Consider the following 15,481-nt stretch of genomic DNA (forward strand, 5'->3'; position numbering starts at 1 on the left):
TCAGACCGTATCTGAGGGTGCGGTTTTTTATTTGCATATGCAACAGCTAAAAAAGCCTGCTTTCATGCCATTGGCATAAAGCAGGCTTTTACAACCGATTTAATGGGTAGAGTCAACGTATATGGATTCGTAGAGTATTAACTTCTTCCCCACACTCATTGGTATCGGCATCGATACAGACACATTGATGACCCTAGCACTGTCACGTTAGTCTTCAATGGTGGATAGATCACCTGTTGGCAGATCAAGCTCCCAGGCTTTCAGGACACGGCGCATGATCTTGCCGGAACGTGTCTTGGGCAGTTTATCCTTAAACTCAATCTCACGCGGAGCAGCGTGGGCAGACAGGCCCTCTTTGACAAAACGATAGATCTCTTCTTTCAGCTCCGGTGTCGCCTCATATCCTTCACGAAGCGCCACAAAGGCCTTGATGATCTCCCCACGTGTCACATCCGGCTTACCGATTACACCGGCCTCTGCTACCGCAGGATGCTCCACGAGCTTGCTCTCCACCTCAAATGGGCCGATACGCTCGCCTGACGAATTAATCACATCATCAATACGTCCCTGGAACCAGAAATATCCTTCTTCATCCATATAAGCGGAGTCACCGGATACATACCAGCCCGTAAGCCTGAAATATTCATCGTATTTCACAGGGTTATTCCAGATCTTCGCCATCATGGATGGCCAAGGTGCCCGTATGGCCAGATTACCCATGCTGTACGGCGGCAATTCCTGCCCGCGATCATCAATAATGGCTGCTTCGATGCCAGGCAACGGACGTCCCATGGAGCCAGGCTTGATCGGCATTCCGGGGTAGTTACAGATCAGCTGTGCCCCTGTTTCTGTCATCCACCATGTATCATGAATTCGCTGACCATAGGCTTTCCATCCCCAACGAACAACCTCCGGATTGAGCGGTTCACCGACAGACATGACATGACGCAGACTGCTCAGATCAAACTGGGCGATGGTCTCTTCTCCCGCTCCCATCAGCATACGGAAGGCCGTTGGTGCACTGTACCAGATCGTGACTTTGTTCTTCTGGATGGTGCTGTACCAATCTTGAGGGCTGAAACGACCGCCCCGTATCACATTGGTCACTCCGTTGAGCCATGGAGCAAAGATACCGTAAGAAGTCCCTGTCACCCAACCAGGGTCAGCAGTGCACCAGTACACATCATCCTCACGTAAATCCAGAACAACCTTACCTGTATAATAGTGCTGAATCATGGCATTTTGAACATGGTACACCCCTTTGGGTTTACCCGTAGAGCCTGAGGTATAATGAATAAGCAAACCATCCTCACGATTCAGCCACTCTACTTCCATCTCATCCGAAGCGGCAGACATCTCTGCATCAAAATCGATGAGTCCTTCTTCAGTCTGCACGCCCCCACCCACGATAAATATATGTTTGAGTTCGGGCAACTCGGAACGTTTGATGCGTTTCAGTAATTCTGGAGTTGTGACGAGTGCTACTGCTCCGCTATCTTCCAGCCGATCCTTCACAGCCGTTTCCATAAAAGCTTCGAACAAAGGGCCCGCGATGGCTCCAGCTTTCAATATGCCCAGAAGACTAAAATACAGCTCAGGACTTCGAGGCATAAAAATAAACACTCGCTCCCCTTTGGCTATGCCATATTTGCGGAGAACATTCCCGAACCGACTCGACTGTTCACTCAGATCAGCGAAAGTATAGGACTCTTCACGTGAAGCATCGCTATACAATAAAGCGGTTTTCCCGCCCCTTCCTTCCAGTACATGACGATCAATCGCTTCATGCGCCATGTTTACTTTTCCGCTGGCGTGCCACGTAAAGTGCCTTTCCACCGATTCCCAATCGAACCGGCTTCTCGCCTCCGTGTAATCGCCCAGATTAGATTCAGACACAACCGTTTGCAGCATCTCACCATGTGCTTGACTCATGCTTGCCAGCCTCCTTCAACTCGACATTTCGATTCCCGTTAGGGGTCATTTCTCATTGCCTTTGTGTTGACTGAACTTCCAGTTAGCGCTTACATTAGTAGAGAGAACTTCTCATCATGTACTTGCTCGGCCAAACAGATGTTAACTATACTGTATTGAATTGTGAACATTTTTTGTCTACGCAATTATAGCAAATCTTTTCAATTGTCGTCTATGGCTTTTCAATTTTTTGGATTTTTGCTATAGCGGACTTTTTGAACAACCTCTATAAGTAGGAGAGAGAGGAGCATGAACCATGGAACATATCAAAGAACATCACATGCGTTCCATCTTCAAGTCCGGCCACCGGATTACTGTTGAAGGCCCCGTGCAGGCCGAGGAGATAACCCGTCTTGCCTTCCATCCGGATCTGGATGCCTTTCGGCGACCAACGGAGCAGCAGGAAGCTCTCGCAGAGATCGCAGCATTACCTGAAGGGCGAATTATCATTGCACATGAAAATGAAACGATTATCGGTTATGTAACCTTTCACTATGCGGATGATTGTGAACGCTGGTCCGAGGGCAATATGACTGATCTGATTGAGCTTGGGGCAATCGAGGTTGCGGACGACTATCGCTCACTTGGCATTGGACGTGAGATGTTGCTTACGGCTCTGGAAGATAAATACATGGAGAACTACATTATTTTCACCACAGAATATTATTGGCATTGGGATCTGAAGGGCAGCGGACTAAACGTATGGGATTATCGCAAAATGATGGAGAGGCTGATGGAAACGATCGACATGACCTGGTATGCAACAGACGACCCCGAAATCTGTTCACATCCTGCGAACTGTTTGATGGTGCGAATCGGAAGTCAGGTGCCCATCACATCAGAAGAACAGTTTGATCGTGTACGCTTTCGCCATCGCTTCATGTACTGATTCGATGATCTATTCCAAAACAATATACATAACAAAACCGCCTCTCGCAGCGTTGCTCCATACTTCATGGAACAGCTAATCGAAAGGCGGTTTTTTCATTGATTTTGGATGGATTTTGTAACTGAAGCTTATGCCATTACATATTTTCTAACATATGTTCCACAATACGGTGTGAACGCTGAGAAGATTCCACGGTAAATTCAGCAAAGTTAACATGCGCCGAACCATCTGCTTTATCTGACATCCCACGCAGGACAACAAATGGTACACGATTCATGTAACAGACCTGAGCAACTGCAGCCCCTTCCATCTCGGCACATGCACCGTCCATTTCGGTATATAACATATTAACCGTATCTTTATTCGCAATAAATTGGTCTCCCGATAACACTTTACCGATCAGGTAATTGGCTCCCTGCGCTTTACATGCTTCTTCAGCCAGTGTAATAAGCGAAGCCTCGGCAGGGAAGGCCGATGTCTCCTGGTAAGGAATAACCCCGCGTGCGAACCCTAGTGGCGTTACATCCATGTCGTGCTGAACACATACAGACGATATAACCATATCTCCGATGTTCAGCTCAGGGTTAACTGCACCCGCAACACCTGTGAAGATAATACGATTAACCTGAAAACGATCAATCAAAATCTGCGTCGTAACCGCTGCATTGACTTTACCTACGCCGGATTTGCACACGACAATTTGCTTGCCCAGCCACTCGCCTGCAACGTATGTAATCCCGGTTTGTTTAACCGTCTCAAGCTGCTTCATGCCTGCCAGCAAAAGCTCGACTTCTTCATCCATCGCTCCGATAATCCCAATCGTTTCACGCATCTTCTGCTACCTCCTGTTTTCACTTTTAACCTCATTCAGCACAAAAGCTCCGTCTCCGGAGCTTTCGCATATCCACTATGTAGAGAGAATAATGACTTCTCCCTTACTGTATATAATCCCGATTAAACTACATCCGCGTGACTTACAGACAGACGAAGAATCGTTTCATGCGGCAAAATAACCCGTGGGTTCTCCACATTTTCTTTCTTCATCAACTTGGTCAGCAAACGCATCGCTACTGCACCAAGGTCGTACATTGGCTGAGCCACTGTTGTCAACTGAGGACGCACCATGGAAGCCATACGGATGTTATCCACACTAATAATGGAGAAATCATCCGGTACTTTCAGACCTTCATCCTGAATGCTGTGAATGGCACCAATCGCCATTTCATCTGTTGCAGCAAAGATCGCCGACGGCTTCTTCTTCAGTCCGAGGAAATATTTCATCGCTTCCACACCGGATTCATAACGATAGTTACCGATACGTACCAGATCTTCTTGGTATTCCATGCCTGCTGCTTCCAGTGCTTTCTTGTAACCTTGGAAACGGGCATATCCATTCGCAGGATCTTGCAGTGTACCACTGATCATCGCAATTTCCTTGTGTCCATGACGAATCAGGGTGTTTACCGCGTCAAACGCAGCCGCCTCATGGTCAATATCCACCGAAGGGAATGTACCCTTCTCATCACTCGTTGCACAAAGTACGATCGGCACAGCCGCAGACTGGAACGCCTGAATGTGTTCGTCCGTTACTGTTCCGCCCATGAAGAGCAGTCCGTCTACTTGCTTTTCGAGCAACGTGTTAATAACACGAATTTCTTTTTCTTTCTTCTTGTCTGCATTACACAAAATAATATTGTAGTGATACATATTCGCAATATCTTCAATTCCGCGGGCAATCTCCGCGAAGGTTGAGTTCGAAATATCTGGAATAACGACCCCGACCGTGGTTGTCTTCTTGCTTGCCAGACCTCTGGCTACCGCATTCGGACGATATCCCAACCGTTCGATGGCTTCATATACTTTTTTCCGCGTTTGCGGTTTGACATTAGGGTTATTATTAACTACCCGTGATACCGTTGCCATAGACACTCCAGCTTCACGTGCCACATCATAAATGGTTACCGTCACAGTACTTCTCTCCATTACCAGTAAATTTTCATACCATTTTCATTAAGATTTATATTACGACAAATTTTTGCATTAATCAATTAAAATAGGCTTTAGGACTCACTCAAAACATTCGTAAGTGTGGTTCTAGTAATATCTGAATGGGAAGTATGCCATACAGGAATTCCCTTTTTGATCAGGATTGCCTGTGGAGATTCGTGCTTAACACCCAGCTTATCTGCTACTTCATTGGATACCGGGCGATCTTCCACAACATAGATGATGCCATATTTCACTTGTTCATTGGCATTGTTAAGCAAATAATCGTTCATCTCCTGATAAGCGTTCGAGCTGATCGGACAGCGCGTGCTATGCTTAAACAGAAGCAAGGGTTGATCCTTGGTAGCCTCCACTGCGGAGTTTAGCTGTTCAATACTTGTCATTTTAGTCATGTCAGCCATTAGATATACATCCCCCTTTACCAGGAATACCGCTATGTTGAGCGTTTTCACTCTTCGATATCTTAACAAAAAGTGCGCGAAAAAGCCAATTTTCATGAAAACAAGCATTTTACACGTCAAAATTAGACAGCATTTGAGAAGTACTCCTGCCACACAAATCCGGATAATTGACTTAATCTGCGCTCCGTGGTCTCAATCCACGCTGTATCACCAGACTTCGTTGCGTAACCCATAATGTCCAGCAACAGATTGATACGCTCCTCCACTGCTTGCTGCATTCGATATTCCATCTCCCGATCGGTCGCATCCGGCCAGGCCAGCAGTAGCTCATGAAACAGGTCCGCCAGTTCATTACGTTCACCAAAAGATACGTCTTGCTTCACGGGCTGTTCACCCAATGTGTTTATGCATTCTGTTAAGTCCGGCTTGACCGGCGGAAGCACTTCGTATGATACACAGTCTGTACACGCAAATACGGGTACGTTTCGAATCTCCACTTTTTTGGCGTATACCACTGTTCTTAATTCCAACTCCATTACATGTCCACATCTGCACGACTTGCGCACCACCATCACCTCATTCGTTCTATACTCTATATAAGTACCATTCGACCTATTTCGGCTCAAATCCTGCTATATACGAAAGGTTGCACAAATTACCACTCCCTCCATATGAAGGTTGTCGAATGCAGGCAGTTACTGACTTGTAATCGCTTCCTCCAAACTGAATATGCACTTCCATGAAGTCCCTTGGAGAATCTGTTACAATTAAAGACGCAACAGATATATCACCGCTAAAAGGAGAGATGGACATGAGATTAACTGGTAAAAAAGTCATCGCTCTGGTCGATGAAGAATTCGAGGATTTAGAATTGTGGTACCCTGTACATCGGGTTCGTGAAGAAGGTGCAGAAGTGCATCTTGCTGGAGAGAAAAAAGGAAAAACCTATATTGGCAAATACGGTGTGCCTGCTGAAGCCGAATACAGTTTCGATGAACTCGACAGTTCAGATTACGATGGTATTCTCGTGCCAGGCGGCTGGGCGCCAGATAAACTGCGTCGTTATCCCAAAGTACTGGAGCTTGTGAAGGAAATGAATGCAGACCGGAAACCGATTGGACAGATCTGTCATGCGGGCTGGGTGCTGATTTCTGCCAAAATTCTGGACGGGGTAACGGTAACCTCTACACCAGGCATTCGGGATGACATGGAAAATGCAGGTGCGATCTGGAAAGATGAAGCGGTTGTTGTTGATGGACATATCATCTCGGCACGTCGTCCGCCTGACCTTCCACCTTATGGCAAGGCATTCTGTGATGCACTCGCTGACAAGTAAAAATAACCCCATTGTGCTCTCATGCACATTGGGGTTATTTTATATAACAAGTTTTCCAATAAATAATTATCACAAATGTAAATATATTAACTTAAAGGTATTTATATCCAATTTTCCTAATCACGATGCGTTCGAACCACTTTGTTCGTCTGGACTTCCCGTGGAGTCATTAAAGACTTGCAATCGCTCCTCAATATCTCCGCTCGTCCGTAAGGCGAAGCACTTTCGCGCTTCTTCTTTGGCAGCCGATGCTGTTGTGTTCAGCACTCTGTGCTTCACACGTAACAGGGATTGTGGAGACATACTCAAGTGGCGAATGCCAAGCTCCAACCAAAGCGGAATGGCGCGTTCGTCCCCTGCCATCTCTCCGCACACACTGACATCAATTCCAGCCGTATGAGCCGCATCTGCTGTCGCACGAAGCATCCGCAGAACAGCCGGATGATAGGGGTGATACATATGAGCGATCTGCTCATTCATTCGATCTACTGCCAGTACATATTGAACCAGGTCGTTCGTACCAATACTGAAGAAATCAGCTTCCTCTGCGAGCAGATCAGCAATCATCACCGCTGCAGGAACTTCGATCATAATTCCCACCTGAATGTGAGGGTCGTATGATAATCCGCGCTCGTCCAGATCAGACATCGCCTCACGGAGAATCTCATTGGCCTGCTGAAGTTCTTCCACCGAAGAGATCATCGGGTACATAATTTTGACATTTCCGGCCGCACTGGCACGCAAGATGGCTGTAAGCTGTGTTTTGAACAGATCCTTGCGGTCCAGACTAATCCGAATGGCACGGTACCCCAGAAACGGATTGTCTTCCTCCGGCAGTTCAAAGTAATCGAGTTGCTTGTCACCACCGATATCCAGTGTACGAATAACAACAGATTGTCCTGCTGTTTTCTCTGCCACAAGACGATACACCTCATACTGTTCTTGCTCACCCGGGAACGTAGCACGGTCCATATACAAAAACTCTGTTCGGAACAAGCCCACACCTTTGGCTCCTTGTTTCAAAGCAAGGTCCAATTCCTTCACCGAACTGATATTGGAAGCCAAGTGCAAAACGGCCCCATCTTTGGTTACGGCATCCACGGTAGCAAGGACTTGAAGTTGTTCCTTTTTCTTCAGTTGTTTGCTGCGAAGCATGGTATACCGTTCAATCGTCTTGCGATCCGGGTCCGTAAATACCAAGCCATTGTCACCATCCACCACAAGCATATCCCCTGTCTCTACCGGCATGCCAAGACTCGCTTCCAGACCGGAAACGAGAGGAATACCAAGGGCACGAGCCATAATCGCAGAATGTGATGTTTTCCCGCCAATCAAGGTCACAATGCCTAGTACATGGGTCGGATTCAGATGCGCCAGTTGAGATGGCGACAGTTCTTTGGCAACGAGCACATACGGCTGGGTATCCGAAGGAAGTGTAATCTCCGGTGCACCGAGCAAATGCTTGAGCAGACGGTTACCCACATCCTTGATGTCAATGGCCCGCTCCTTCATATACTCGTCTTCCAGCAAGTCAAACATCGTGACAAAGTGATCAATGGCTTCTTTGACCGCCACTTCTGCTGCCTTATATTGACGCTCGATAATGCCGCGAATTTCGTTCATGAATACTGGATCTTCGAGGATTGCAAGATGTGCATCAAAAATACTGGACTCCTCCGGACCAACAACTTCCTTGAACTCATTTTTGATATATTCGATCTCATCCTTAGATGTCCGTATGCCCTCATACAGCCGTTCGAACTCTTGGGCGAGATCTACCGAATCCATCTTCTGATCCGGCAGATCCCATTCCCAACTGGGCAGGACAAATGCTTTGCCGATGGCTATGCCTGCAGCTCCGTTGATGCCTTGTATCTTCATTCTACCCCTCCAACGTTCCTGTCATAGAGCACCACGGACATAACGGATGCCTGACCTTTCTTAACTTGCTTAAATGGAGCAAAACTCCATGATTTTACACGATCCGGATTCGTAATTACCATTGGTGTTGTCAGTGACGCCGCTTGCTCGCGGAGTACTGCCAGATCAAACTTGATCAACAACTGCCCTGGCTCCACCGTATCGCCCTCCTGAACAAAAGCTTCAAAATGGCCTTTCAATTGAGAGGTATCGATGCCGATATGCAGTAACACCTCAAGCCCCTCACGGGTAGAAATACCCAAGGCATGCATGGTCGGGTACAAGTGCATAATCGTTCCGTACACGGGTGAGACCAGCTCTCCCTTTTCCGGAACAAAGGCTACACCATCACCCACAAGCTTGGCTGCAAAGATCTGATCTGGCACCTCTTCAATTGGGAGCATTTTGCCCTGAACGGGGGCACAGAACAGAACCTGTTGCAGATCTCTTTCCAGCAGCTTCGCGATTTCTTCCCGAATCAATTCCGAGTAGGTCCCGAATACCACCTGTACGTTACCGCCACCCAACTTGATCAGTCCAGCGGACCCCATACTCTTCATGGCACCCGTGTCGATCAGGCGGTCATCATGCACAGTCAGGCGAAGACGTGTAATACATGCTTCAACCTGTACAATGTTACTCTTCCCACCCAATGCTTCGAGGATTAAAGGTGCCTGATAAGGAATGTTACCTACCCAATCTTCCAGCATGGAGCCCTCTTCACGTCCTGGTGTTGGAATCTTGAACGTACGAATCGCCCATCGGAACAGGAAGTAGTAAACCAGCCCATATAGTATGCCAATCGGAATGAGCTTCCAAGCATTCTCCGATAGATGGAAATTGAGTATGTAATCAATAATACCTGCGGAGTAAGAAAATCCATGCCGGATATCAAGCCAGTAACTAATCCACATGGCAACGCCGGACATCACTGCATGCACGATGAACAGATAAGGTGCCGCGAACAAAAAAGCAAACTCAATCTGTTCCGATACCCCGGTTAGAAAACAAACGAGTGCCGATGTCAGAAAAGTTTTCTTGATTTTTGGTTTCAGATCTTCCCTGGCTTCCTGAATAATAGCAAAAGCTATCGCCGGAATGGCAAACATCATGATGGGAAACAAACCCGCCATAAAGAATCCTGCTGTTGGATCACCTGCAAAAAATCGGGGCAAATCCCCTTGCACAATGTTACCATCAGGCGTTTCAAACGTTCCTAACTGGAACCAAAACACATTGTTAAGCAGGTGATGAAGCCCAAAAGCGACCAACACCCTGTATAACACCCCGTAGATGAACAATCCAAAACCGCCGAGACTGTATTCCCAAGTGGCAATGGCGTTTAATCCATGCTGTAAAATCGGAGCGAGCCATAACATAAAACAGGAGAACAATGCCGAACAGAGTCCGACAATGAGCAAAACAAACCTTGAACCTCCAAAAAATTGTAAAATTTCAGGCAGTTTAATGCTTTTAAACCGATTATGCATCCCACCGGCAAGCGCGCCGAGTATGATTCCGATTAAGGAAGCTGGTTGAACGGTGCCGTCACCGAAGTTCCGAGTCACCTGATCATATATCACGATACCAGCCAGAGCAGCAAGTCCCGCCTGTCCGGCCTGGTTGGAGAGTCCCAGTGCTACACCGACAGCGAACAAATACGGTAAGAAATAAAAAATACCGTGTCCGGCCACGGTAGACACTTCACCGACAATATCCAATCCCCAGGCGTCCCAAGGCAGACTGCCAACACTCAGCAAAATTGCGGCTGCAGGCAGGACCATTGTAGGCAGCATTACCGCTCGTCCGAGCTGCTGCAAGGATCCGAGCCAATTCATGGCGACCTCTCCTTTCTATCCTAGATGGTAAGCTTTACGCAACGTTTTGTCAAAGCAAAACAGTAACCAATTGGTAATTAATAACGGCAAAAATAGAACAGAAAAAATCCCGTCAACTTCAAGTTAACGGGATTCATCCTATAATCATTCAATTGGTTCAGATCAGGAGATCATTCGATCACAGGTGAACGAGCCTCTCAGCCGCGTCCAGCGCCGCGCAGAACGATGGAATCCTCTACCTTGATACAACGATTCGTTACCGCTGTCATGCCGTTCTCTGCAGCAATCTGGACCGCTTCATCACTATGGATGCCAAGCTGCAGCCACAGCACATTGGCTTTGATGGCAGCGGCGTCACGAGCGACATCCGCGCAAAACTCTTCGCGACGAAACACATTGACAATGTCTACCGGCTCTGGAATATCCGCGAGTGTGGCATATACCGTCTCGCCAAGGATTTCACCTTGCACCTGTGGATTAACCGGGATGATGCGATAACCTCTGCTCTGCATGGCTTCTGCCACCATATAGGAAGTACGATCTGATTTGTCTGATAAGCCGACGACTGCGATGTTGCCTGCCTTGCGCAAAAGTTGTCCAATTTCTTCACGAGTAGGGTTGTTAAATTCCATGTTCAAGCACCATCCTTTTCTGATTAAAGTGCGTGTTCAAAAGACTGAATTTCAGTTATTTACTCTTTTACCCATTGAACCGAGGCGCCAAGCGCCTGCAAATGATCGAAATATTGCGGATAAGACTTGGCTACATGGTGTGCATCCCGAATACGAAGCGGCTCCTTGGAACGCAGACCAACGACAGTCAGTGCCATAATTACGCGATGATCGTAGTGAGCGTTAATCTCAACGCCGCCTTCAACGCCTTCTGGACGTCCGTGTACGATAATCTCAGCTTGACGCTCTTCAACGTTCGCTCCTGCCTTCCGCAGTTCGTTCAAGTAGTCGGTGATTCGGTCACATTCCTTGTAACGCAGGTTCTCTACATTATAGAACCGTGACGTGCCTTCCGCAAACACAGCTGCGGCTACCATAGCCAAAACGGCGTCCGTCGCGGCATCCCCGTCGAATTCGATCGCTTTCAGTCTGCCATTACCTTGAACGTGTACAACATCGTTCTCATGTGTCAAGGGTACTTCCATCATGCGCAGCACGTCAACGATGGCACGTTCACCTTGCTTGCTCTGCTCCATCAGGCGCAGAATTTTCACATCAGACTGTGTAACCGCTGCGGCGGCAAGAACGGCTGCCGAGCCCGGGTAGTCCCCTTGAACCGTGTAGGTCGTTGGCTGGTAAGCCTGTCCACCTGGTACACGGAAGGACATGTAATCATCACTTGCATGGATAACGATGCCTGCCTGCTCCAGCACTTCCAGGGTCTGTCCGATAACAACCTTGGACTTCAGGTCATTCAGTACTTCGATGGTGCTGTCTTCTGCAAGCAACGGCGTAACAAACAACAATGCACTCAGATATTGGGAGCTGACGGAGCCGGATACACGAATGTGTCCACCCTTGGCATTGCCACCCTTAATTGTAATCGGCAGGCGTCCTTGTTCGTGTTGTACATCTACACCCAATTGACCAAGCGCATCGATCAGGTCATCATGAGGGCGTTTGCCTAGCGAATCAGGGTACGTGTTCACAAATGTAACGTCAGGGCAGAGCGCTGTAACGCCCATCAGGAAACGAAGTACAGCACCCGCATTCCCGACATTCAATTCACGCACATCACGGGGATGACTACCAAAGCCCTGGATCACAATCTTGCTGTCGTCTTCTTCAAGTACTGCCCCCAGATCACGAATACATCTGCGCATGGCGTCACTGTCTTCACTGTGTGCCGGGAAATGAATAGTACTTGTGCCTTCTGCCAGCGCAGCAGCAAGCAAATAGCGAGTCGTGTAGTTTTTGGAGGACAGAGCCCCGATTTCCCCGTTCAGAGTGGGGGTTGGTTTAACAATAACGTCCATGGATGAAATTCTCCTTCATTGATTATATTGTGGCCAAATTGACATTCCGTGCATCGCTTGGGTATCATTATAGCGTTAAGTCCATACAGAAAAGAGGACCTGAATATGACACAAATAGCTGAAATTGAAACGTCTGAGCTGCGCCGCCGTTTACAGGCGGGAGAGAAGCTGCAGATGATAGACGTCCGCGAGGACGATGAAGTCGCGCAAGGCATGATCGAAGGAGCCAAGCATATTCCGCTTGGACAGATTCCGGACCGACTGTCTGAGATTGAGAAATCAGGCGAGATCGTGATCATCTGTCGTAGCGGTTACCGCAGTGAGCGTGCGTGTGAATATCTGCAGCAACTGGGATATGAAGGCTGTACAAACATGGTCGGCGGTATGCTTCAGTGGCAACAGGAAGACTAGAGAAACTAGGAGAGAAGCGAAGTCATTTGTAGCCTTATGACTTCTGCTCTGCTCCACTTCTAGAAACGGGCCTATATGGCCCGTTTTGTTATATCTGCCACCACCTATCAACCATCAAACTTCGATGATAACAAGCTTAGACGCGGTAATGCGCTAAAATTAAACGAGTCACTTCAGCAGCGGATAACTCCGTTGTATCCACCGTATAATGTGCGAACCGATATGCGTCTTTCCGTTCTTCCATAATTGCCTGAATGCGTTCCTCTGCATTGCCTGCGAGGAGTGGACGATTGTCACAGCCACTAACACGCTCTACAATCACTGCCGGATCAGCAGTCAAGGCAACAACCCATCCATTTTTCAACATCACGTCACAATTATCCGAACGCAGCACTACGCCACCTCCGGTCGCTATGACCTGTGACTTCTTCTCCAGCATCGAGCACAACATGCGGCTCTCGGCATCACGGAAATACGTCTCTCCCTTGCCAGTGAACAATTCTGGAATCGTACAGCCTTCCTCTTTTTCCACCGCGGCGTCTACATCAATCAATCGATAACCAAGCTCGCGTGCAAGCATGTCAGCGACGGTTGATTTGCCGGTTCCCATCATACCAATGAGAATAATATTGTTAGACTTGCTCAAGGTGTACACTCCTTTAATTCAAGCAATTCGTGAGCACTTTTGTCCTATCATAACACAGCCCTGCGGACTGGGAAAGACCATCTCCTTACCGACTTCCTTTCGACCATCCGCAAGTACTTCCAAGACAGATCAAGTAACTCCCGGCATCTAAGCCTACGTTAGATCACCTTAAGCAGTTTTGAGCCCACATACGTCTCAATCAGTAACCATCCCAGCAAACTAACGAACTCCAATGAACTTATTTACGCAAAATAGGCGCAGTTAAACTTCTAACGAATCTCAGTAAGCTTATTTCAAAAAATCACCGTCAAAACAGCGAAATCTCGCTGCGAATTATTGAAATAGTGCCTTCTGAGTTCGTTAAAAAATTGAACCGGCTCATTTTGCCAAAATAGAGTGTCTCCTGTTCATTAGGTCTAGAATCAGCTACATATCGTCTCCATCAACACTATTACTTATAACAAAGTAAAAAAAGAGGCCCAGCGTTAACCGGCAATCACCGGAACGCCAAACCTCTTTTGAGCCCCTTAGCAGGCTAAAGCTCCTGCTTAAGGGCACTTTGGCCAAATCTAATAGCCTTGTAGTATATGTGGTACTACTCCATCCAGTTGTGGTGGAAGCTGCCTTCTTTGTCCACACGTTTGAACGTGTGAGCACCGAAGTAGTCACGTTGAGCTTGCAGCAAGTTTGCTGGCAAACGCTCTGTACGGTAGCTGTCGTAGTAAGAAAGAGCGCTGGAGAAGCCAGGTACCGGAACACCTTGTTTTACAGCAGCCGCTACAACTTCACGCCATGCGCCTTGATAAGACTCAACGATGTTTTGGAAGTAAGGATCCAAGAGCAAGTTTTTCAGAGCTGCGTCTTTATCATAAGCTTCCTTGATGTTTTGCAGGAACTGCGAACGGATGATGCAGCCGCCACGGAAGATCATGGCAATGTTGCCGTATTTCAGATCCCAGCCATACTCGTCGGAAGCTGCACGCATTTGTGCAAATCCTTGTGCGTAGGATACGATTTTACTTGCAAAGAGGGCTTTACGCACGCTCTCGATGAACGCTTTTTTGTCGCCGGAGAACGCTTCAGTCGCTGGTCCATTCAGGATTTTGCTAGCTGCTACACGCTCGTCCTTCATGGCAGACAGGAAACGGGAGAATACGGATTCTGTAATCATGGACAATGGAACGCCTAGATCCAGCGCACTTTGGCTTGTCCATTTACCTGTTCCTTTTTGTCCAGCCGCGTCCAGAATGACGTCAACCATTGGTTTGCCCGTTTCCGGATCGTATTTGGAGAAGATATCTGCAGTGATTTCGATCAGGTAGCTATCCAACTCTCCTTGATTCCATTCCGTAAAGATCGCATGCAGCTCTTCAACAGAAACGTTTAATACGGATTTGAGCAAGTGGTAGGCTTCACCAATCAACTGCATGTCTCCGTACTCGATACCGTTATGCACCATTTTCACATAGTGTCCGGCACCATCAGGTCCAATATATGTACAACATGGATCGTCACCGACTTTGGCCGAGATCGCCGTCAGGATCGGTTCAACCAGTTTATAAGCACTTTCCTGTCCACCTGGCATGATGGAAGGGCCTTTCAGTGCACCTTCTTCACCACCGGATACACCTGTACCGATGAAGCGAATGCCTTTGTCTTCCAACTCTTTGCTGCGACGTTGCGTGTCAGGGAAGTATGCGTTCCCTCCATCAATGATGATGTCGCCCTCATCCAGGTGAGGAAGCAGTTGTTCAATGGTAGCGTCGGTCGCTTTGCCGGCTTGTACCATGATCAAAATTTTGCGCGGGGATTCCAGGGATGCTACGAACTCTTCAATGGAGAATGAGCCTGTCAGGTTTTTACCTTCAGCTTCTTTCAGAAGATCATTGGTTTTCTCCGGGGAACGGTTATATACCGATACTGAGAAACCTTTGCTTTCAATGTTAAGGGCCAAATTTTTGCCCATGACAGCCAGGCCAATTACGCCAATTTGTTGTTTTGTCATCTGGTCCTCCATCCTTTGCTCCAATTAATTTTATTGAAATAAATTCTCAACAATACTCCCATTTTAACGG

Annotated in this window: 14 protein-coding genes; 3 read left to right on the forward strand and 11 right to left on the reverse strand. The window is 47.6% G+C overall.

The window, feature by feature from the left end:
- Positions 1 to 207: 207 nt before the first annotated feature.
- Complete coding sequence (acsA, locus tag QNO02_RS20280; RefSeq protein WP_289389801.1) at positions 208 to 1,932, reverse strand: acetate--CoA ligase; 1,725 nt, start codon at positions 1,930 to 1,932, stop codon at positions 208 to 210.
- Between the two features lie 295 nt (positions 1,933 to 2,227).
- Here acsA and QNO02_RS20285 point away from each other — a divergent pair, with 295 nt between their 5' ends.
- Positions 2,228 to 2,860, forward strand: coding sequence for a GNAT family N-acetyltransferase (locus tag QNO02_RS20285; RefSeq protein ID WP_101313583.1), 633 nt, complete (start codon positions 2,228 to 2,230; stop codon positions 2,858 to 2,860).
- 136 nt (positions 2,861 to 2,996) lie between these two features.
- Here QNO02_RS20285 and QNO02_RS20290 read toward each other — a convergent pair whose 3' ends face one another.
- The 4 genes from QNO02_RS20290 to QNO02_RS20305 form a co-directional block, all read right to left on the reverse strand.
- Positions 2,997 to 3,692: a 5'-methylthioadenosine/adenosylhomocysteine nucleosidase gene (locus tag QNO02_RS20290; RefSeq protein WP_074095784.1), complete on the reverse strand. Its 696-nt coding sequence runs from the start codon at positions 3,690 to 3,692 to the stop codon at positions 2,997 to 2,999.
- A gap of 122 nt (positions 3,693 to 3,814) precedes the next feature.
- Positions 3,815 to 4,828: a catabolite control protein A gene (gene ccpA, locus QNO02_RS20295; RefSeq protein WP_062835383.1), complete on the reverse strand. Its 1,014-nt coding sequence runs from the start codon at positions 4,826 to 4,828 to the stop codon at positions 3,815 to 3,817.
- Between the two features lie 92 nt (positions 4,829 to 4,920).
- Positions 4,921 to 5,268: a bacillithiol system redox-active protein YtxJ gene (gene ytxJ, locus QNO02_RS20300; protein WP_036614693.1), complete on the reverse strand. Its 348-nt coding sequence runs from the start codon at positions 5,266 to 5,268 to the stop codon at positions 4,921 to 4,923.
- Positions 5,269 to 5,390: 122 nt separating this feature from the next.
- Complete coding sequence (locus tag QNO02_RS20305) at positions 5,391 to 5,804, reverse strand: hypothetical protein (protein ID WP_091014249.1); 414 nt, start codon at positions 5,802 to 5,804, stop codon at positions 5,391 to 5,393.
- A gap of 275 nt (positions 5,805 to 6,079) precedes the next feature.
- Here QNO02_RS20305 and QNO02_RS20310 point away from each other — a divergent pair, with 275 nt between their 5' ends.
- Positions 6,080 to 6,604, forward strand: coding sequence for a type 1 glutamine amidotransferase domain-containing protein (locus QNO02_RS20310; protein ID WP_036674874.1), 525 nt, complete (start codon positions 6,080 to 6,082; stop codon positions 6,602 to 6,604).
- A gap of 120 nt (positions 6,605 to 6,724) precedes the next feature.
- Here QNO02_RS20310 and ptsP read toward each other — a convergent pair whose 3' ends face one another.
- From ptsP to aroA, 4 genes are all read right to left on the reverse strand, one after another.
- Positions 6,725 to 8,485: a phosphoenolpyruvate--protein phosphotransferase gene (ptsP, locus tag QNO02_RS20315; protein WP_036614699.1), complete on the reverse strand. Its 1,761-nt coding sequence runs from the start codon at positions 8,483 to 8,485 to the stop codon at positions 6,725 to 6,727.
- On the reverse strand, positions 8,482 to 10,362 hold the full coding sequence (locus tag QNO02_RS20320; protein ID WP_289389803.1) for a glucose PTS transporter subunit IIA: 1,881 nt from the start codon (positions 10,360 to 10,362) through the stop codon (positions 8,482 to 8,484). Before QNO02_RS20320 ends, ptsP begins: the two co-directional genes overlap by 4 nt.
- 197 nt (positions 10,363 to 10,559) lie before the next feature.
- The gene (locus tag QNO02_RS20325) at positions 10,560 to 10,994 is read right to left on the reverse strand and encodes a CoA-binding protein (RefSeq protein WP_017687409.1); all 435 of its coding nucleotides are present in this window, start codon (positions 10,992 to 10,994) and stop codon (positions 10,560 to 10,562) included.
- Positions 10,995 to 11,053: 59 nt separating this feature from the next.
- Positions 11,054 to 12,349 carry a 3-phosphoshikimate 1-carboxyvinyltransferase gene (gene aroA / locus QNO02_RS20330; protein ID WP_047843705.1) on the reverse strand — a complete coding sequence of 432 codons (1,296 nt, stop codon included), beginning with the start codon at positions 12,347 to 12,349 and terminating at the stop codon, positions 11,054 to 11,056.
- A 105-nt stretch (positions 12,350 to 12,454) separates the two neighbouring features.
- On the opposite strand from aroA, the gene QNO02_RS20335 reads away from it, so the two are divergent.
- Positions 12,455 to 12,760 carry a rhodanese-like domain-containing protein gene (locus QNO02_RS20335; protein WP_017687407.1) on the forward strand — a complete coding sequence of 102 codons (306 nt, stop codon included), beginning with the start codon at positions 12,455 to 12,457 and terminating at the stop codon, positions 12,758 to 12,760.
- Between the two features lie 136 nt (positions 12,761 to 12,896).
- Here QNO02_RS20335 and QNO02_RS20340 read toward each other — a convergent pair whose 3' ends face one another.
- Together QNO02_RS20340 and gnd are read right to left on the reverse strand one after the other, a co-directional pair.
- A complete protein-coding gene (locus QNO02_RS20340) occupies positions 12,897 to 13,406 on the reverse strand; it encodes a shikimate kinase (protein ID WP_223868845.1) in 510 nt (169 codons plus the stop codon).
- Positions 13,407 to 14,001: 595 nt separating this feature from the next.
- The gene (gnd, locus tag QNO02_RS20345) at positions 14,002 to 15,411 is read right to left on the reverse strand and encodes an NADP-dependent phosphogluconate dehydrogenase (protein WP_091014235.1); all 1,410 of its coding nucleotides are present in this window, start codon (positions 15,409 to 15,411) and stop codon (positions 14,002 to 14,004) included.
- Positions 15,412 to 15,481: the final 70 nt, after the last annotated feature.

It is taken from the genome of Paenibacillus sp. PK1-4R (assembly GCF_030369595.1).
Taxonomy (GTDB): domain Bacteria; phylum Bacillota; class Bacilli; order Paenibacillales; family Paenibacillaceae; genus Paenibacillus.

Excerpts from the sequence above, each read along its gene's own strand:
- QNO02_RS20320 (WP_289389803.1), bottom strand. The coding sequence starts at position 10,362 with ATGAATTGGCTCGGATCCTTGCAGCAGCTCGGACGAGCGGTAATGCTG.
- QNO02_RS20325 (WP_017687409.1), bottom strand. The coding sequence starts at position 10,994 with ATGGAATTTAACAACCCTACTCGTGAAGAAATTGGACAACTTTTGCGC.
- aroA (WP_047843705.1), bottom strand. The coding sequence starts at position 12,349 with ATGGACGTTATTGTTAAACCAACCCCCACTCTGAACGGGGAAATCGGG.
- QNO02_RS20305 (WP_091014249.1), bottom strand. The coding sequence starts at position 5,804 with ATGGAGTTGGAATTAAGAACAGTGGTATACGCCAAAAAAGTGGAGATT.
- QNO02_RS20285 (WP_101313583.1), top strand. The coding sequence starts at position 2,228 with ATGGAACATATCAAAGAACATCACATGCGTTCCATCTTCAAGTCCGGC.
- QNO02_RS20335 (WP_017687407.1), top strand. The coding sequence starts at position 12,455 with ATGACACAAATAGCTGAAATTGAAACGTCTGAGCTGCGCCGCCGTTTA.
- ptsP (WP_036614699.1), bottom strand. The coding sequence starts at position 8,485 with ATGAAGATACAAGGCATCAACGGAGCTGCAGGCATAGCCATCGGCAAA.
- gnd (WP_091014235.1), bottom strand. The coding sequence starts at position 15,411 with ATGACAAAACAACAAATTGGCGTAATTGGCCTGGCTGTCATGGGCAAA.
- ytxJ (WP_036614693.1), bottom strand. The coding sequence starts at position 5,268 with ATGGCTGACATGACTAAAATGACAAGTATTGAACAGCTAAACTCCGCA.
- QNO02_RS20310 (WP_036674874.1), top strand. The coding sequence starts at position 6,080 with ATGAGATTAACTGGTAAAAAAGTCATCGCTCTGGTCGATGAAGAATTC.
- QNO02_RS20290 (WP_074095784.1), bottom strand. The coding sequence starts at position 3,692 with ATGCGTGAAACGATTGGGATTATCGGAGCGATGGATGAAGAAGTCGAG.
- acsA (WP_289389801.1), bottom strand. The coding sequence starts at position 1,932 with ATGAGTCAAGCACATGGTGAGATGCTGCAAACGGTTGTGTCTGAATCT.